Annotated in this window: 15 protein-coding genes; 8 read left to right on the forward strand and 7 right to left on the reverse strand. The window is 70.8% G+C overall.

All coding sequences use genetic code 11. The features are described 5' to 3' along the window. The first annotated feature begins 199 nt into the window (after positions 1 to 199). From ACIOEW_RS17780 to ACIOEW_RS17795, 4 genes are read left to right on the forward strand one after another with little or no spacing between them, the layout of a single operon-like run. Entirely contained in the window at positions 200 to 1,675 is a 1,476-nt protein-coding gene (locus ACIOEW_RS17780) for an APC family permease (RefSeq protein ID WP_401964559.1), read from the forward strand. Then, the gene (locus tag ACIOEW_RS17785) at positions 1,672 to 2,109 is read left to right on the forward strand and encodes a hypothetical protein (RefSeq protein WP_401964560.1); all 438 of its coding nucleotides are present in this window, start codon (positions 1,672 to 1,674) and stop codon (positions 2,107 to 2,109) included. The genes ACIOEW_RS17780 and ACIOEW_RS17785 overlap by 4 nt, the downstream gene beginning before the upstream one ends. After that, a complete protein-coding gene (locus ACIOEW_RS17790) occupies positions 2,109 to 3,464 on the forward strand; it encodes a dipeptidase (RefSeq protein ID WP_401964561.1) in 1,356 nt (451 codons plus the stop codon). The genes ACIOEW_RS17785 and ACIOEW_RS17790 overlap by 1 nt, the downstream gene beginning before the upstream one ends. A gap of 22 nt (positions 3,465 to 3,486) precedes the next feature. Beyond that, entirely contained in the window at positions 3,487 to 4,740 is a 1,254-nt protein-coding gene (locus ACIOEW_RS17795; protein ID WP_401964562.1) for a threonine/serine exporter family protein, read from the forward strand. A gap of 36 nt (positions 4,741 to 4,776) precedes the next feature. On the opposite strand, the gene ACIOEW_RS17800 is transcribed toward ACIOEW_RS17795, so the two are convergent. The 4 genes from ACIOEW_RS17800 to ACIOEW_RS17815 form a co-directional block, all read right to left on the reverse strand. Further along, entirely contained in the window at positions 4,777 to 5,013 is a 237-nt protein-coding gene (locus ACIOEW_RS17800) for a hypothetical protein (RefSeq protein WP_401964563.1), read from the reverse strand. 7 nt (positions 5,014 to 5,020) lie between these two features. Beyond that, complete coding sequence (locus ACIOEW_RS17805) at positions 5,021 to 5,698, reverse strand: TNT domain-containing protein (protein WP_362545964.1); 678 nt, start codon at positions 5,696 to 5,698, stop codon at positions 5,021 to 5,023. Between the two features lie 146 nt (positions 5,699 to 5,844). Next, entirely contained in the window at positions 5,845 to 7,710 is a 1,866-nt protein-coding gene (locus tag ACIOEW_RS17810; protein WP_401964564.1) for a SpoIIE family protein phosphatase, read from the reverse strand. A 198-nt stretch (positions 7,711 to 7,908) separates the two neighbouring features. Next, the gene (locus ACIOEW_RS17815; RefSeq protein WP_362545962.1) at positions 7,909 to 8,070 is read right to left on the reverse strand and encodes a hypothetical protein; all 162 of its coding nucleotides are present in this window, start codon (positions 8,068 to 8,070) and stop codon (positions 7,909 to 7,911) included. Between the two features lie 279 nt (positions 8,071 to 8,349). Between ACIOEW_RS17815 and ACIOEW_RS17820 the strand changes: the two genes are divergently transcribed. Next, on the forward strand, positions 8,350 to 10,242 hold the full coding sequence (locus ACIOEW_RS17820) for an ABC transporter ATP-binding protein (RefSeq protein WP_362545959.1): 1,893 nt from the start codon (positions 8,350 to 8,352) through the stop codon (positions 10,240 to 10,242). Positions 10,243 to 10,513: 271 nt separating this feature from the next. On the opposite strand, the gene ACIOEW_RS17825 is transcribed toward ACIOEW_RS17820, so the two are convergent. Beyond that, positions 10,514 to 11,767: an amidohydrolase gene (locus tag ACIOEW_RS17825; RefSeq protein WP_401964565.1), complete on the reverse strand. Its 1,254-nt coding sequence runs from the start codon at positions 11,765 to 11,767 to the stop codon at positions 10,514 to 10,516. A 276-nt stretch (positions 11,768 to 12,043) separates the two neighbouring features. After that, entirely contained in the window at positions 12,044 to 12,913 is an 870-nt protein-coding gene (locus ACIOEW_RS17830; protein WP_401964566.1) for an isocitrate lyase/phosphoenolpyruvate mutase family protein, read from the reverse strand. 65 nt (positions 12,914 to 12,978) lie between these two features. Between ACIOEW_RS17830 and ACIOEW_RS17835 the strand changes: the two genes are divergently transcribed. Together ACIOEW_RS17835 and ACIOEW_RS17840 are read left to right on the forward strand one after the other, a co-directional pair. Continuing rightward, positions 12,979 to 13,656 (forward strand): winged helix-turn-helix domain-containing protein, encoded by a 678-nt coding sequence (locus ACIOEW_RS17835; RefSeq protein WP_401964567.1) that lies wholly within the window; start codon positions 12,979 to 12,981, stop codon positions 13,654 to 13,656. Between the two features lie 391 nt (positions 13,657 to 14,047). Continuing rightward, positions 14,048 to 14,488 (forward strand): nuclear transport factor 2 family protein, encoded by a 441-nt coding sequence (locus ACIOEW_RS17840; protein ID WP_401964568.1) that lies wholly within the window; start codon positions 14,048 to 14,050, stop codon positions 14,486 to 14,488. Between the two features lie 25 nt (positions 14,489 to 14,513). On the opposite strand, the gene ACIOEW_RS17845 is transcribed toward ACIOEW_RS17840, so the two are convergent. Beyond that, a complete protein-coding gene (locus tag ACIOEW_RS17845) occupies positions 14,514 to 16,547 on the reverse strand; it encodes a prolyl oligopeptidase family protein (protein ID WP_401964569.1) in 2,034 nt (677 codons plus the stop codon). A gap of 204 nt (positions 16,548 to 16,751) precedes the next feature. Here ACIOEW_RS17845 and ligD point away from each other — a divergent pair, with 204 nt between their 5' ends. Beyond that, entirely contained in the window at positions 16,752 to 17,720 is a 969-nt protein-coding gene (ligD, locus tag ACIOEW_RS17850; RefSeq protein ID WP_401964570.1) for a non-homologous end-joining DNA ligase, read from the forward strand. Positions 17,721 to 18,398 lie beyond the last annotated feature (678 nt).

Consider the following 18,398-nt stretch of genomic DNA (forward strand, 5'->3'; position numbering starts at 1 on the left):
CGGAGGGGGTGTCAACAGTTCTGACAGGAACACCTCACGGAAGCGAGGGGAGCCCTTGCATGCGGGGGATACGCCGCCCCCTCCCGTCCATGGCCGTCCGGCCACCCATTCGGGTGACCCCGCGCGCGATTCGGCGCAGGCCACAAGAAGCTGGCGTCCCGAACGCCCCGCATCTGTGGCGTTGCAACCGGAGGTACGCATGAGCGCGATGGACATGCCGACTGACCTGCCCAAGGAAGCGGCACGACCCGTGGCCAGGACCCGGCCGGCGGCACCACGACTCAGCTGGCTGACGCTGGCTCTGATGACCACGGCATCGGTGGCGAGCCTGCGGGCGGCGCCAACCATGGCCGTCTACGGGCTCGCCTGTGTTTTTCTCTACCTCATCCCCGCGATCGTGTTCCTGCTCCCGACCGCCCTGGTCTCGGCCGAACTGGCATCGGGCTGGCCGGGTGGTGTGTACCGCTGGGTGAGCGAGGGGCTGTCGAAGCCGCTCGGATTCCTGGCTGTGTGGTGCCAGTTCGCGATGACGATCTTCTACTATCCGAGCCTGCTCGCGTTCGTGGCATCCACCATCGCCTACGTCATCGATCCGGCCCTGGCCTCCAACGGCATCTACACCGCGATCGTGATCATGGTGCTCTACTGGACCGGGGTCTGGATCTCCTCGCGCGGCACCAAGGCGCTGGCCGGGCTTTCGTCCTGGGGCCTCGTCATCGGAACACTGATCCCCGGCACCGTGCTGGTCGTGCTCGGCATGGTCTTCCTCGGGCAGGGCAACAGCTCCGCCGCACCGATGACCTCCTCGCACCTGCTCCCCCAGTGGGCCGGGCTCGCCAGCCTCGTACTTATCGTCAACAACTTCCTGTCGTACTCCGGCATGGAGATGAACGCCGTCCACGTCTCCTCGCTGAAGAACCCGGCGAAGGAGTACCCGAAGTCGATGTTCCTGGCGATGGGTCTCGTGCTGCTGATCTTCATCCTGCCCGCGCTGGCGATCAGCTGGGTGGTGCCGGCGAACCAACTGAGCCTGACGGCCGGTGTGATGCAGGCGTTCGACGCGTTCTTCGCCCACTTCCACGTCGGCTGGATGACACCGATCGCCGCGGTGATGCTGGTGTCGGCGGCCCTCGGCGGCATGCTGACCTGGCTGGCCGGACCGTCCAAGGGCCTGCTGGAGATCTCCCGCAGCGAGGGCTACCTGCCGCCTTACCTCCAGCGCCTCAACAAGAACGGGATCCAGCAGAACATCCTGGTCACCCAGGGTGTGGTGACGACCGTCATCGCCCTGATGTACGCGCTGATCCCGAACGTCTCGAACGTCTACTGGATCTTCTCCACCATCACCACGCAGGTCTATCTGATCGTGTACCTGCTGATGTTCGTGGCGGCCATGCGGCTGCGGAAGACACAGCCGGACCACCCGCGCGGCTATCGCGTCCCGGCGCTCAACCTGCTGTGCGTGGTCGGCCTGCTGGCCTCGGTCGCGGCTCTGGCGATCGGCTTCGTACCGCCGTCGCAGTTCGGCGGCGGAAGCGTCGGCGTGTACGTCGCGATCATCGGCAGCGGTCTCCTCATCCTCGGTCTGCTGGTCCCGTATCTGTTCCTGAGACTGCGCAAACCCGGCTGGCGTACGAATGCGGCCGACCCGACCGGTGAGGAGGCCGCATCATGAGCCCCACCCGGTTCGCCTCGGAACACCGCTGGCTGTACATCGGCGCGATCGTGCTCCTGGTGGCGCTCGCCGTCGTCGGTGTCATCCGGTACGAGAACGTCACAACCGACAACCAGGCGACGGCGAAGGCCGAACAGCTCGCCGACGCGGCGGAGGATGCCGGGCTCCCCCGCCCGAACGTGAACACCCTCAAGCGCGCCCTGGGCAACGACGGCGGCCAGGTCTGCGACGAGCCCGGCTCCGCGCTCAACACCGCGCTGTGGAAGATCAATCTGGGCAACGGGGCCACCGGCCCCGGCATGCGTCCCGTGATCGCGGACACCGAGGCGGTCCGCGCCGAGGCCAAGATCCTGGAGATCTACTGCCCGGACAAGCTGCACAGGATCCAGGGCAAGATCGACGACCTCAGGACCGACGACACTGTGAGGCGCTGATGACCACCGACGAACTCGCGGGCCGCATCGCCGGGCTGATGCCCCGTGCCCAGGCCGATCTGACCGAGCTGGTCTCCATCCCGTCGGTCGCCGACCCTCGCCAGTACCCGCCCGAGGAGTGCCGCCGGGCCGCTCAGTGGGTGGCCGACGCCTTCACCGAGGCCGGGCTGCACGACGTACACCTCGTCGAGACGCCGGACGGCAGCAACGCGGTGATCGGGCACCGCCCGCCGCCGCCGGGCGCCCCGACCGTGCTGCTCTACTGCCACTACGACGTGCAGCCCCCGCTGGACGACGACGCGTGGACCACGCCTCCGTTCACCCTGACCGAACGGGACGGCCGCTGGTACGGGCGCGGCACGGCCGACTGCAAGGGCAACATCGTCATGCACCTCACCGCCCTGCGGGCGCTGGGCGACGACATCCCGGTGGGGCTGAAGTTCGTGGCCGAGGGCTCGGAGGAGCAGGGCACCGGGGGCCTGGAGCAGTACGTCGACGCGCACCGTGACCTGTTCACGGCCGACGCCCTGCTGGTGTGCGACACGGGGAACGCGGCGGTGGGTGTCGGGACCGCCACCACCTCGCTGCGTGGACTCGTCAATGTCGTCGTGACCGTCGACACCCTGGCCGGCGAGATCCACTCCGGCATGTTCGGCGGTCCCGCCCCTGACGCGCTGGCGGCTCTGATCCAGCTGCTCTCCACCCTGCGCGACCCCGAGTCGGGTGCGACGCGCGTCGACGGCCTGGACGCCTCGGGCAGCTGGGAGGGCGCGGGCTACGACGAGCGGCAGTTCCGTGCTGACGCGGGCGTCCTCGACGGTGTGCCGCTCACCGGCACCGGCAGCGTCGCCGACCGGCTGTGGGCCCGCCCGGCCGTCACCGTCCTCGGGATCGACTGCCCGCCGGTGGTCGGTTCGGCAGCCGCGGTGCCGGCGACCGCCGCGGCCCGGGTCAGTCTGCGGATCCCGCCCGGCACCGACGCGGAAGCCGCGCGGACCGCGCTCACCGGCCACCTCACGAAGCGGGCGCCGTGGGGGGTGCGGGTGAAGGTGGAGCCGGAGTCCACCGGCTCGCCGTTCCGCGCGGCCACGGACGGTGCCGCGTACGGGGCTCTCGGCGAGGCGATGCGTGCGGTGTACGGCAGACCGATGACGTTTCTGGGTCAGGGCGGGTCCATCCCGCTCTGCAACGTCCTCGCGGACGCCTATCCGTCGGCCGAGATCATCCTGATGGGCGTGGAGGAACCGCAGTGCCTCATCCACGCCCCGAACGAGAGCGTGGACCCCGGCGAGATCGAGCACATGGCGCATGTGGAGGCCTTGTTCCTCCATGAGTACGCCCGGGCGTACCGCTGAGTCCGGTGGCGGGGAGAGTGGGATGACCGAGGGTCTGCGGAACGTAGTGCGGGAGACCGGGCACGACGATCTGGCCGGCTTCCTCGGCCGGCTCACCCGGTTGATGCTCGGCTCCAGCGGTGAGGGGGCCGAGCAGATCGAACGGTCCGTCTCCGCGGCGGCCCGGGGGCTCGGTGGCACGGCGTCCCTGGCCCTGCTCCCGGACGCCGCCACTGGCGCCGTGACCTCGCACGGCAGGAGCTCCACGGTGGTGGTGCGTGCCTTCCCCGAGGTCTTCCGGATGGATCAGGTGGCGGCGCTCAGACCGTTCCTGCACGAGGTGGCGGCCGGCCGGCTGGACCTGGAGCAGGCCGGGCGCCGCCTCACCTCGATCACCGGATCCCCTCCCCCGTATCCCTGGTGGGCGAAGCTGACCGGCATCGTCCTGTTCTCGGTCGGCTTCGCGCCGTTGATGCAGCCGACCTGGTACGAGGTGGGGAGCACCGCGGTCCTCGCGACGGTCGCCGCGTGCCTCGTCGTCGCGGCCGACCGGCTGCCGCGGCTGGCGAAGGTGCTGCCGCTGATCGTCGCGGTGACCGTCTCGGTGCTCACGCTGGAGGTGTTCGCGCGGACCGGCGCGCACGGCGGTCCGGTCCTGCTCATGCTGCCGGCGCTGTTCTTCTTCGTGCCCGGTGACTATCTGAGCGCGGCGGCGGCCGAACTCGCGGCCGGGTACCTCACGACGGGTGCCATCCGGCTCGTCCACGCCGTCGCGCTGCTCGTCCAGTTGTACGTGGGGGTGGTCCTGGGGGTGGTCATCACCGGCCGGTCCCGCGAGGCCCTGTTCGATGTCGCCGCGCAGGGGGATCTGCCGCGCTGGGCGCTGTTCATGGGCTGGATCGTCTTCACGGTCGGTGTGCTGCCGGCCTTCGCCGTGCCGGCGGGGATGTTCGGCAGGCTGCTGGTGCTGGTGTACGTGACGGTGGGGGTCCAGTCGGGTTTCACCGCGCTGCTCGGTGACCTGGGCGGCACGTTCGCCGCGGCCGTCGTGCTGGGCGGGGCCACCACCTGGCTCGCGCGCCGCCCGGATCAGCCGCCGCGCGTCATTCTCGGACTGCCGGGCTTCTTCACGCTGACGGTCGGTTCGCTGGGGATGCGTGGTCTGACAGCACTGGCCGGCGGCGACACCGTCGAAGGGTTCCGCGATCTCACCGAACTCGTGACGCTCATGACGGCGATCGCCGCGGGGCTGCTGCTGGGCGCGGTGGTGTCGCAGCGGCCCGGTCGCGAAAGCTGACCGGGCCGCTCCGCCACCGGGCCGTGCCGGGTCTGCCTAGGGCACGAGCAGCCGGAACAGGTGCGCGCACGCTCCGGCTTCGTCCGGGTGTCGGGCGATCGCCTCGTACCTGCCCCGTTCGTACGTCCCGGTCTCCCACTCCCCGTCGGACGCCTGCCTCATGAACAGGAAGTCGGTCGGGGTGGGGGCCGGTTCGTGGACTCCCTCGATGCGGTAGTAGCCGTCGGCCACGCCCGCGGCGCTGAGCGCTGCTCGCAGTTCCCGGCGGTCCACGGCGGGGTTACGCGCCCGCGGGGGTGAGGTAGTCGTGCTCCAGTAGCCACTTGACGTTCAGGCGCTGGCCCTCGCCCGGGTCGAGGAAGACGGCGTCGAGCTTGATCTGCTGGCCTCCGCCGGGCTGCTCGAACCACGGGGCGATGCTGCCCTGCCACACCCAGAACGGCTTGGCGACCTTGTAGACGCGGTAGTCACAGGCGACGGCGGCGTCACGGGTGTTGAGGTTCTGCGGGGGCAGTGCGCGCTCCGCGTACGCGTCACCGGCCGGGGCCAGGTAGCCGCCGTACTCGGAGCCGAAGCGGTCCAGGCGCTGACCGGGGCGCAGCTTCGTGGGCTCCTTGTCGATCTCGCCGTTGACCTCGCCGAATCCGTCGTTGGGCGGGTACTTCCAGCTGCCGGAGTCGGCGGGCCCGTCCCAGTACTTCTTGAGGAAGGCCTGCGGGGACAGGGCGCCGGTGCGCTGGTAGCCCTTGAGGAGCGGGCCGACCGGGGCCAGATTCCTGTTGGGCAGCCACTTCGGGCCGAGCCGCGCGTCGTCGTGGAACTCGCCGGTACAGGGCTCGTGCCTGGCCGTGGCGTCGGTCTTCGGGCTCTCCGGCTTCGCGGAGGCGGAGGCCGCGGGGGCCGTGATCAGCCCGGCAGTGATGCCGAGTGCGGCAAATACGGTGCGCATGCGGTGCATTCAGGGGTCCCCTCGGGTACTGATGATCAAACGGGAGGTGACCCAGAGTATCCGCACGATCACTCCTGGATTTCACACCATGCCGTTGTGTACCCCTGAGGGGGCGGGGAATTGTCGTCCCGCGGCGGTGTCGCCACGGGTCGGGGTCAGCCGACGGCGGCGTCGCCGGCATCCGCCGGCGGCGCTTCGGCGAGCGCGAACCAGGCTGTCTTGCCCTCGGGTTCGGGGCGCACGCCCCACTGGTCGGCCAGGATGTCGAGCAGCATCAGGCCACGGCCCGACGAGGCGAGTTCGCCGGGGGTCCGCTGATGGGGCAGTTCGTCGCCGCGGTCCATGACCTCGACGAGCAGTCGGCGATGGCCGGTCTCGCCGGTGACGTACGCGTTGAGGGCGCCGTCCTGGTCGGTGTGGACGAGTACGTTGCCGAGGAGTTCGGTCGCCAGGAGCACCGCGGTGTCCACCTGGTCCGGCCGCGCCCAGTCATGCAGCAGCGCCTTCAGTTCGGCCCGGGCCTCGGCGAGCCCCTCGCCCTGGTCCTGTCCCACGGTCAGCATCAGCCGACGCCGGCTGACCTCCGCTCGCACCTGTCCGGGGTCCCGGCGCAGGAGCAGGAGGGCGATGTCGTCACCGTCGCGTGTGATGTCACCCTGCCGGTTCCCGGGTTCGGGGCTGAGCACGGCCGACATGAGCCGGTCGGCCATCCCTTCGAGGTCCTCGACGGGGCCGGGCGAGAAGGCGTCGCGCACCCGGACCCAGCCGGTGTACATGTCATGGCCGCCGTTCTCGATCAGCCCGTCCGTGCACAGCATCAGGACCTCGTCGTCGTGCAGGCGGACGATGTCGACGGGGTAGTCCTCCTCGCCGGGCATCAGGCCCAGCGGCAGGCCGCCGCTGATGTGCTTGATCAGACAGGTGCCGTCCGGCGTGCGCAGGACCGGGTGCGGATGTCCGGCCCGCGCGATGTGCAGGTCGCCGGTGGAGGGATCGGCCTCGATGTAGAGGCAGGTGGCGAATCGGTCCTCGTCGAGGGTGGTCAGGAAGCGTGAGGCCCGTGCCAGTACGGCGTCCGGCCCGTGTCCCTCCGCGGCGTAGGCGTGCACGGCAGTACGCAGCTGGGCCATCAGCCCGGCTGCGTGCACATCGTGTCCCTGGACATCGCCGATGACCAGGGCGAGGCGGCCGTTGGGCAGGTCGATGCTGTCGTACCAGTCCCCGCCGACCATGAGCCCTCCGCCGGTCGGCACGTAGCGCGTCGCCACACTCAGTCCGGTCAGGGCCGGTCCGTCGGTGCGCATGCTGTGGCGCAGGCCACGGGAGAGTTCCAGTTCGGCTCTGCCGGCCCGGGCCCGTTCGAGTACCTGGGCGATCATCCGCCCGGTCATGGTCAGCAGGGCACGCTCGGCGGCGGTGAACGCCATGGGCGTGCGGAAGGCGGTCAGCCAGACTCCGGTGATCCGTCCGGCGGTCACGAGCGGCACGAAGGCCCACGCCTCGCGGCCCCTGCGGGCGGAGATGTGCCAGGTCGCCGGGAAACGGCGACGGTACTCCTCCTGGGAGGCCAGGTAGACGGCTCGACCGGTTCTGGCCACCTCGGCGGCCGGATATCCGGTCGTCAACGGCATCCGGAACCCTCGGTCGGCTCCCCCCGGCCGGAAGCCGTACTGCCCCAGAACATTCAGTTTTCCCTCGCCCCTGCCGAACACGCACTGTCCGTCCAGCGGGAAATCCGGGGCGTAGAGGGCGGCCACCTGCTTCAGCGCCTCTTCGACGGAGTCGGCCTCGGCCAGGGCGGACCCGGCGGACAGCAGCCCGGAGTCGCGGCGCCTGGCGTCCTCCGCCGTCCCGTCGGCCGGTGCCTTCGGGGCCGGGGGGCCGGGGCGGGGCGCCTCCAGATGGTTCAGGGCGTCGATCTGGTCCAGCTCGGCCTCGAAGCCGTCCGGTGGCGGCTCATGCCGTTCACCACCCATCCGGCATCCCTTCGTCCCGATGTCGTCGGCGACTGTTCGTTCCATGCTCCGACGGGAGAGCCCGGTCCGCAGTGCGAGACGTCGTGACAGCAGCGGAGCGCAGGGTGCCGCGCCCCGCTGCGAGGCGGGTGATCAGAACGTCGGCCGGGGCGCGATCGCGGATTCGAAGGGGTACGCCGGTCGCGTGGGCCCACCGCCTCGCCGCCGGGGCGGCTCCGCCCCCACCAGGCCTGTCCCCGACTGCTAACGGTAGGCAGCGGCCCTGTGCACGTCACTGAAGTCGATGGCCCGCTCGGCCTCGCGCAGCGTCTCCTCAGCCACCCGGCGCACGTCGGCCGGTACATCCCCGTGTTCTTCCACGAGTCCGGCGTAGATCGGTGCATCGGTACTGTCGGTGAAACTCACGTCGCACTGCCTCAATCGGTTGTGTTTGCCATCGTTCGGCCGGAAACAGGGGCCGATTCTACGTGGTCCGCATACGCTGCCGCAGACGGCACCGCGGATTGGGCGTCCACGCGTCCGACCTGCGCTCTTGTCGCACTCTTTGATCTTCGGGGCCGCGCTTTCCCCGGCCTCACGGAGACATCCGTTGACCTCAAGCATGCTTGAGGTCATAGCGTTCCTTCTGCGCCCCGGTCCGTGTCCGGGAGCCACGCAGGCTTTCCCGCATCCCGGAGGCACCGCATGAGTATGGAAGTCACCGCTTGGTCATCGCTGCACAGCGCGATGAACGCCCAACAGGACCGCAGGCCCTTCTCCCGGGCCACTGTCCGCCGGATCGCCTCCTTCGCCCGGCCGCGCCGCCGTGAGCTCTACCGCTTCCTGCTGCTGAGCGTGGTCATGGCTCTGCTCGCGGTGGCCACGCCGGTGCTGGCCGGCAAGGTGGTCGACGCCATCGTGCAGGGCAGGGCCAACGGCACCGTCACCCGGCTCGCGGTGCTGATCGCCGTGATCGCCGTGGCCGAGGCGGGGCTCGGTCTGCTGACCCGGCTGCTGTCGGCCACCCTCGGTGAGGGCCTGATCCTGGATCTGCGTACGGCCGTCTTCGACCACGTACAGCGGATGCCCGTCGCCTTCTTCACCCGGACCCGGACCGGCGCCCTGGTGAGCCGGCTCAACAATGACGTGATCGGGGCGCAGCGCGCGTTCAGCAACACCCTGTCCGGGGTGGTCTCCAATCTGGTGACCCTGCTGCTGACGCTCACGGTGATGCTGACCATCTCCTGGCAGATCACCCTGCTCGCGCTCGTCCTGCTGCCGGTGTTCGTCGTGCCCGCCCGCCGGATGGGCTCCCGCATGGCGCGGATGCAGCGCGAGGCGGCCGCTCACAACGCTGCCATGGGCACGCAGATGACCGAGCGCTTCTCCGCCCCCGGCGCCACACTCGTCAAGCTGTTCGGCCGCCCCGACGACGAGTCCGCCGAGTTCGCCGCCCGCGCGAGCCGGGTCCGTGACATCGGCATCCGTACGGCCATGGCGCAGTCCACGTTCATCACGGCGCTCACCCTGGTCTCGGCGCTGGCGCTGGCCCTCGTCTACGGACTCGGCGGCTACTACGCGCTGCGCGGCAGCCTGGAACCCGGCGCCGTCGTGGCCCTGGCCCTGCTGCTGACCCGGCTCTACGCCCCGCTGACGGCGCTGGCCGGTGCCCGGGTCGAGGTGATGAGCGCGCTGGTGAGCTTCGAGCGGGTCTTCGAGATCCTCGATCTGAAGCCGCTGATCGCCGAGAAGCCGGATGCGCGCAGGGTGCCGGAGGGGCCGGTGTCGGTGGAGTTCGACAGTGTCTCCTTCGGCTATCCGTCGGCCGACAAGGTCTCGCTCGCCTCGCTCGAAGACGTCGCGACGCTCGACACCCGCGGGGGTACTGAGGTCCTGCACAAGGTCTCCTTCCGTGCCGAACCCGGCCGGATGATCGCCCTGGTCGGCTCGTCCGGCGCCGGCAAGTCGACGATCGCCCAGCTGCTGCCCCGGCTGTACGACGCCGATTCCGGAGCCGTACGCCTGAGCGGCATCGACGTACGCGACCTGACCGCCGAGTCGATCCGCGAGACGCTCGGAATGGTCACCCAGGACGGGCACCTCTTCCATGAGTCGGTCCGCGCCAATCTGACCCTGGCCAGGCCGGGGGCCACCGAGGACGACATCTGGGACGCGCTGCGGCGCTCCCGCCTCGACGGCCTCGTGGCCTCGCTGCCCGACGGGCTCGACACGGTGGTGGGTGAACGCGGATACCGGCTCTCCGGCGGTGAGCGCCAGCGGCTGACGATCGCCCGGCTGCTGCTGGCCCGCCAGCGCGTCGTCATCCTCGACGAGGCGACCGCCCACCTCGACTCCACGTCGGAGGCCGCGGTGCAGGAGGCCCTGGCCGAGGCGCTGGAGGGGCGAACCGCGGTGGTCATCGCGCACCGGCTGTCGACCGTGCGGGCGGCCGACCTGATCCTCGTCGTCGAGGAGGGCCGGGTGGTCGAGCGCGGGACCCACACCGAGCTGCTGGCCGCGGGGGGCCGGTACGAGGAGCTGTACCGGACGCAGTTCGCGTCGCCGGAGCCCGAGGAGGCGCATTCGGAGTCCGTCTGAGCCGGCCGGACCGCGAGCCGTGGCTCCGCACGGGGTGAAGAACGGGGCCCGGCGGAGGCACGGCGAGCACGCTCGTCGCACCGCACGAGTACGCTGGGCGGTGAACAGCGGGCAGCGGTGGGCAGCGAGTCCGAACTCGGCGCCGCGTACACCGAATTGCGCGCAGGGGCTCGGGCCGTTTTGGCCCTGCCCCCAGAACCGGCTGATGCCATCGGCCGGCCGACCGGGACAGCAGCGGCCGCGTCCGTGCCTCAAGGAGAAGGCGTCGTCCTCATGCCTTGCCGAGCCAGGTCAGTGCCGCCACGACCAACGCCTCCACACCTGTGCTCAGCGTCGGTTCGATGACCGGCGCGAAGACCGCGGAATGGTTGCCCGGCAACTCGTCCATACGCCCCTCGGTGAACGCGGCGACCGTCGGCTCCGTCTCCAGGCCGCCCCAGAACCAGAACACCGTCGGCACCCCGAGCGCCTCGCCGAACACGCCCACGTCCTCGCTCGCGTTCACCTGCGGCATCGGCAGAATCCTCTGCGCACCGAAGTGTTCGGAGAACGCCGCCACTGTGGTCTTCGTCGCCTCCGGTTCGCTGACGAGCGCGGGTGCGGACGCGAACCAGGTGAAGTCCGGCGGCTTCGGCGCACCGCTCGTCCGCGACTCCCCCGCCACGATGCGCTCCACCGCGTTGCGGACCAGGTCGCGTACGGCCGGCGTGAAGGCACGGATGTTGATACCGAGTTCGGCTGTCTCCGGGATGATGTTGTCCTTGGTACCGGCCTTCAGACGCCCAACCGTCACCACGGCGGTCTCTGCCGGCGGGACCTCCCGGGCGACGATGCCCTGAAGCCGGGTGACCACGTTGGCCGCCATCAGCACCGGGTCGATCGCCGCCTCCGGCCTGGATCCGTGGCCGCCCCGGCCGTGGAGCGTGATGTTCACCGAGTCGGCGCCCGCCATCACCGGCCCGTTGCCGTAGCCGATGAATCCGGCCGGCAGGGGGCCGACGTGCTGCCCCAGGACGATGTCCGGCTTGGGAAAGCGTTCGAACAGCCCGTCGTCGACCATTCCGCGGGCGCCGACCGCCAGTTCCTCGGCCGGCTGGAAGACAACCAGCAGGGTGCCGCTCCACTGCTCGCGGGCCCCGGCGAGCAAGGTGGCGGCACCGGTCAGGCAAACGGCGTGCATGTCGTGCCCGCAGGCGTGCATCACGGGCACTTCGTGGCCGTCGCCGTCCACGGCCCGGACCGCGCTGCCGTACGGCAGCCCGGTCTTCTCCTCGACCGGCAGCGCGTCGAAGTCCGCGCGCAGCATCACTACCGGACCCTCCCCGTTACGCAGGACGCCCACCACGCCGGTGAATCCCACCTGCTCGGTGACCTCGTCGAATCCTCCGGCCCGCAGGCGCTGCGCCAGCAGTGCTGCGGTCCGGGTCTCCTGAAGCGACAACTCCGGGTGGCGGTGCAGGTCCCGATAGAAGTCGGCAAGGTCCTCGCATAGCTGCGGCAGACCGTCAGTCACCGTGCTGGACATGTCCCATTCCTCCTCCATGCCGGTCCGGGCACCGTACCTTCCGGACAGTCGGACCGCATGGCGACACCTGCCGTTCCGGAGCGGCCCCCGCCTGCGGAGACACCGCCGTTGAAGAGGATGCCGAAGAGGACGGGGGCGGCGGCCGGGCAGGCGGGAGCGATGCGGGCAGGGTCCTTCGGGCAGCGGTCGAGCGGCCGTACGCCCTCGCGGCGCCGGCCGGACGAGCCGCTCCGGATGTGAACCGGGCCTGATGGGCATGCCGGTCGCGGCGCCGGCTCAAACCGGCCCCGGCCCCGGCCCCGCGGGTCCCCGCCCAGCACGGACCAGTGCCTGAACCTCGGCGTAGGCCGGGGCACTCGGATCCGTCGGCCGTCCGTCCCGGACGGCGGTCGCCGTGGTCACGGCCGCTGCGAGCGCACTGCGGTAGAGCAGTGAGCCGAGGCTGACCCTGCGCACGCCCAGCGCGGTCAGTTCGGAGAGAGTGGGGCCGGTCGGTGTGTACAGAATGTTCAGCGGCACGGAGATCGCCGTGGTCAGCTCGGCGATGCCGGCCGGATCCGACAGCCCCGGTACGAACACCCCATCGGCGCCGGACTGTTCGTACAGGGCAAGGCGCGTCGCGGTCTCGTCCTCCTGGCGGGCCGCCCAGTGGGTGTCGGTACGTGCGTTGACGAACAGCGAAGGCACCGCGCGTTTGCACGCGGCGATCTTCGCCGCGTGCAACCCCATCGGCGCGAGGGTGCCGTCGGCGCGGCCGTCCTCGATGTTGATCCCGGCCGCGCCCGCCTCGTACAAGCTCCGGGCCAGCTCGGCCACTTCCTCCGCGTCGTCGCTGAACCCGCCTTCGGCGTCGACGGTGAACAGGAAACGGCCTTCTCCGAGGCGGCGGGCCAGCGCCAAGGTCGCCTCGACCGTGACGCCCGCCCCGTCCGGCAGTCCGGCGGCAGCGGCTACGCCCAGGCTCGTGGTGCCCACGGCTGCGAAACCCTCGGCTGCCAGTGCTGCCGCGGAGGCGTAGTCCCAGGCGTTGGGCAGCAGCAGCGGGCCGGTCTTGTGGTGCAGGCGGGCGAACGGGGTGAGGGCCGGGCCGGCAGGAGCCGACCGTACGTTCTCGAAGTGACCGGACTCATGCATCGTGTGCGTCATGGCTCCGACGCTAGGGCCGGCACGGTTCGGCGCGGCCCGAACCGTCGCGACGGCATCATGGCTGTATGTCCTCACTCTCCGAGACCGCCGCTCTGCTCGCCGACCACACCCGGGCCACCTTCTGCCAGGCCCTGCTCGACGGCCGCGCCTGGACCGCGGGCGAACTGGCCCGGAGCGCCGGAGTCAGCGCGTCCACCGCGAGCGAGCAGCTCTCCCGTCTCGTCGAGGGCGGTCTCCTGGCCGAGGAGCGGCAGGGCCGCCACCGCTATGTGCGGCTGGCCGGCCCGGAGGCGGCCGCCCTGATCGAGGCCATCGCCTCGTTCGCGCCCAGCACTCCTCGCCCGCGAAACCTCCGCCAATCCGCGCAGGCGGGCGCCGAGGCGAGAGCCCGGACCTGCTACGACCACCTGGCCGGTGAACTGGGGGTGGCCCTGGCTGACGCGATGGTCTCCCGGGGTCTGGTCTCCGACGACGCCGGGCCGGCCGTCACTCCGGCAGGCGTGACCTGGCTGGCCGACGCTCTCGGCTACCGGCACCCCGCGGGCGCGCGCCGGCCCCTGGTGCGGAGTTGCCTGGACTGGACCGAGCGCCGGTCGCATCTGGCCGGGGCGGTGGGAGCGGCCCTGTGCGCCACGGCGCTGGAGAAGCAGTGGGTGCGGCGGATCGGCTCCGGACGAGCGGTGAAGGTGACTTCGGCGGGGGCCGGGGCGTTCCGGGAGCTGTTGGGAGCGGAGGTCACGTGAAGCAGCGCGAAGGGCCGGGGACAAGCCGGGCGAAGCGGCAGTGGGTGCGCCGAGCCGCTGCCGTCCGTCCACACCCGCAGGTGTTCGAAGTGGCGCCCCGGACGGGGCCTGCCCGCCGCCTCTGCCGACGCGGGTCGGCGTACCGATGCGGCCGTGGACAAATTTGCCGGCCCGCGCACCTGACCGTCCCCGACGCGCCCACCAGCCGATCGCCCCGGGCTCTCGGCGTACGCGTTCCCTCTTTCCCGGACCTCCGCCGAGGCGTATGCGGCCTGATCCCGGCCGTGGATTACCTCCGGGGTAATCGACGGCTCTCCCCCTCTCCCGGCAGGATCGAGCACAGCGACGGGAACCCCCGCCGGTAGCCGGCCCCAGCCGCAAGGAGCCCCACATGACTGTCAAGCCCACTGCCGGCAGCCCGAGTTCCGCCGCCGCGGCCACCCGGGCTGTCGTGCAGGAGTTCCTTGCCGCCCGACTGGCAGGGGACACCGAGCGGCTCGTCGCGCTCTTCGCCGATGAGGTCGACTGGCTGCTGGCCGACAACCCCGCGGTCCCGTGGATCCGGCCTCGGTCCACCGCCGCCGAATGCGCAGCCCAGGCCGCAGAGTTGGCGGCGCATACCGTGCCCGAGGACGCGCGCGCATCCGTCGGTACCTTCCTGGTCGACGGCACCGACGCCGTCCTGATGGGGCATCTGTCAGGAACCGTACGGTCGACGGGCAAGTCCTTCGAAGGCCCGTTCGCACTGCACCTCACCGTAGAGGGCGGCCGCGTCACCCGGCACCACCTCTACGAGAACAGCCTGTCGATCGCCGAAGCCTGCACCCCGTAAGGACCCTGGCGCGCCCGGCTTCCGGTCAGCCGAGGGCAGGCGGAGCCTTCGGGGAAAGGTTCTCCCACAGGAACGTGTGCGTCAGAGCGTTGTTGTGGGCGGCCTGTTCGTTGTCGCCGGCGCCCGCGTGGCCACCGCCGGTGTTCTCGTGGAGCAGCACCCGGTGGCCGAGTTCACGCATCCGTGCGGCCAGTTTGCGGGCGTGACCCGGGTGGACGCGGTCGTCACGGGTGGAGGTCGTCAGGAGCAGCGGCGGGTATGCCCGGCCCGCGGCCAGCCGGTGGTACGGGGAGAGCCCGCGCAGGTGCTCGCGGTCGTCCTCGTTGTCCGGGTCACCGTACTCGGCGATCCACGAGGCACCCGCCAGGAGCTCATGGAAGCGGAGCATGTCCAGCAGCGGGACTTGCGCGACGATCGCACCGAACAGTTCCGGGTAGCCGGTGACCATCGCGCCCATGAGCAGTCCGCCGTTGCTGCCTCCCGTGGCGCCCAGCATCGCCGGGGTGGTGATACCCCGCGTGACGAGGTCGGCGGCGACGGCCGCGAAGTCCTCGAAGGCCCGTGCCCGGCCCGCGCCGAGCGCGGCCCGGTGCCATGCCGGCCCGTACTCGCCGCCGCCGCGGATGTTCGCGATCACGTAGGTACCGCCTCGCTCCAGCCACGCCCGGCCTGTCACCGCGCCGTAGTAGGGGGTGAGCGAGACCTCGAAGCCGCCGTATCCGTAGAGCAGGGCGGGGGCGGGGCCCTGGCGGGTGCGGTCGGGGCCGATCACGAAGTACGGCACTTGCGTGCCGTCCTCGGAGGTCGCGAAGAGCTGCTCCACGGTCAGGCCGGCCGCGTCGAAGCGGGCCGGAGCCTGTTTGAGGACCTCCGTACGGCTCCCGATCCTCCCGTGGTAGAGCGTGGACGGCTGCAGGAAGCCCGACACGTCCAGGAAGAACTCGTCGGAGACGTCCGGGTCCGTGTCCACCACGGTGACGGCGGACAGCGCAGGGACGTCCGCGAGCGGCTCGCGTGCCCATCCGGCGCCGGGGGTGTGGGTGAGTACCTCGATGCTGGTGCTGACGTCGCGCATCGTCTCCAGGATCAGGTGGTGACGGGTCCACGCGTGCCCGGCCAGAGCCGTCCGCGCGTCCGGCGTGAACAGCACCTCCGGGGTGCGGTCACCCGCCAGGAAGGAGTCGAAGCCGAAGGCCAGCATGGAGCCCGCCCGCTGTCCGAGCCAGTCGGACTTCAGGATGACGATCAGATGCTCGCGATGGGCATACGCAGTGGCGTCGTCCGGGACGTCGATCCTGACGAGCGAGGAGTCGGGGGCGATGAGATATATCTCGCTGCGGTGGAAGTCCGTCGACCGGAAGACGAAGTCCCGTTCGAAACCAGGTGTGGAGTCATGCCGGCCTCCGGCCGCCACGTCCCGCATCTCGCCCTCGAAGACCAGGTCGGCTGCTTCGAGTGGTGTGCCGCGGCGCCATCTGCGCACCGTCCTCGGATAGCCGGATTCGGTAAGGGAGCCGGGCCCGAGGTCCGTGCCGATGAAGACGGTGTCGGCGTCGATCCAGCCGATCTGGGTCTTCGCCTCCGGCACGTGGAACCCGTCCTCGACGAAGGTCCGGGTGCCGAGGTCGAACTCGCGGACCTCGACGGCATCGCCGCCGTCGCGCGAGAGGCAGACCAGGGCCCGGCCGCAGTCGGGGCGGCGGACCCGTGCACCGGCCCACATCCACTTCGTTCCTTCTGTGGCGGCGAGAGCGTCGACGTCGAGGAGGACCTCCCATCGGGGAGCGTCCGTGCGGTACTCCTCCAGTGTCGTACGCCGCCACACACCCCGCGCGTGCCCCGCGTCCCGCCAGAAGTTGTAGAGGAACTCCCCGTGGCGCGAGCCGTAGGGGATCCGGTCGGGTGCGTCCAGAACCTCCAGCAGGCGCTCCTTCAGCGCGGCGAAACCGCCGCCGACCGCCAGCGCGGCCTCCGTCTCGGCATTCCGCTCGGCCACCCAGGCGAGCGCGGCCTCGCCCTCGACGTCTTCCAGCCACAGGTACGGGTCATCAGTGATCACCACAGAATTGTGCAGGTTCGCGAGGCGCTGCGGGACCATGTCCGTCCCATGGAGCCGGAGGCAGCCGGGTTCGAGAACGCGGTGCTGCTCCGTCGGTTCCGAAGCCGAGGTTCTCCACGTACACGGTTGCGCGGGCACAGCAGCGCCGGCAGTGCGTCGGCCGCCGGTCTGCGCAGATCTGCCGGACGTTCGATCATCGGGGCTATGGTTCCGAATCCTTCCGGCGCCCTCTGGTCGCCGCCGCCGGTCGCACCGATGCTGGCTGTGCCGGGTCCGCTGCCCGTGCCCGACTCGGGCTGGGCGTTCGAGACCAAGTGGGACGGCGTCCGCTGCATCCTGAGCACCACGGGCGACGGATCGGTGCGGCTGACCTCGCGGGCGGGCAACGACATCACCGTCGCCTATCCGGAACTGCAGGCATTGGGCGGCGAGCTACGCGGGCGCGGTGTCGTCCTGGACGGTGAACTCGTGGTCCTCGATGCTTCCGGACGGTCCGACTTCGGCCGACTCCAGAGCCGGATGGGCGTGGTCAACGCGCGCCGCGCCGGCCGCCTTGCGCTGGACTGCCCGGTCCATTTGATGATCTTCGACGTCATGTATCTCGACGGCCATGCCCTGCTCGGCGCCTCGTACGGCGAGCGCCGCGAGGTCCTGTCCGTCCTGGGGCCGGCCGGAGCGCACTGGTCGGCACCCTCGTACGTGCACGGCCGCGGGGCACAGGTGTGGGACGTGGTGGTCCGTGAAGGGCTGGAGGGCGTGGTGGCCAAGAGACTCTCCTCGCCGTACACGCCGGGCACTCGATCGGCTCACTGGCGCAAGACCAAGCGAGTGGAGACCCTGGACGTGGTCATCGGCGGCTGGACCCAGCGACGAGGCGCGGCTGCCGGTGTGCCGGGAGCGGTGCTCGTCGGCGTGGCCGGTCCTGCCGGGCTGCGGTACGCGGGATCGGTGGGATCGGGAATGTCCGAGCGTGAACAGAGCCGGCTCACGGCGTACTTCGCGGTCATCGCACGATCGACGTCCCCGTTCGCGGACCAGGTCGACGTGACCGGCGCGCACTGGGTGGAGCCGCGGCTGGTCGCCGAGGTCACCGCATCGGAATGGACCAGGGCCGGCCGTCTGCGCCATCCGGTCTGGCAGCGGTTGCGGCCGGATCTGACCCGGCTGGACTGATGGAACGGCCTACGGGCTCATTGGCTGCGTGTATCGCGACCTCGTGCGGACGCGGCCCGGTCCGTGGCAGGATGACAGGATGCTGATCCGAAAGACTGATGCCGCGTAGGCGTCCGAAGGGGCTGCGCGCGGAGCGTTGGCGGCCCGGAAGAGGTATTCCTGTTCGCAGGATCGGCGGCGTATCCGCGGCGACTCGGGTAGCGGTCCGGAAGCTGGAAGAGGACCGGTTGTGGCCGGGGGCTGTGGCCGCTGCCCTGGCCGGGTGCCGGCTACATCTGGGGCAGCCGGGGCGTGTGCTGCCGGATCCGGTGATGGCCTGCGAATGCTGTGATCCTCTCGTGGCACGAGACACTCTGGAAGACGTGCTGTTGTGGCTGCCCCGCGGTGCTCGGGCTGACCTGGGCAGGCATGTCGCCAGGCTCGATGCCGAGTTCGACCGCCGGGCTGTTCCCCTCGGTCCTCACCTCGTGCTGACAGCACCGTGGGGCGCGTGCGGCTGGTGGCGTCGGCGGCTCATGGAGTACTGCGGGGGCTGAAGGTTCTTCGACGCTCAACCGAAGGCCCGCTGTCCGGCGCGGGCGGGTCGCGGCGACGCTGCGGGGCGTCACCGAGCCGCAACGGGTGATGCCGACGCGGCGTCCAAGGCCCGCCGTGCCGTCGACGCCCTGCGCGGAGGGA

The organism is Streptomyces sp. NPDC087901 (assembly GCF_044742205.1).
GTDB lineage: Bacteria > Actinomycetota > Actinomycetes > Streptomycetales > Streptomycetaceae > Streptomyces.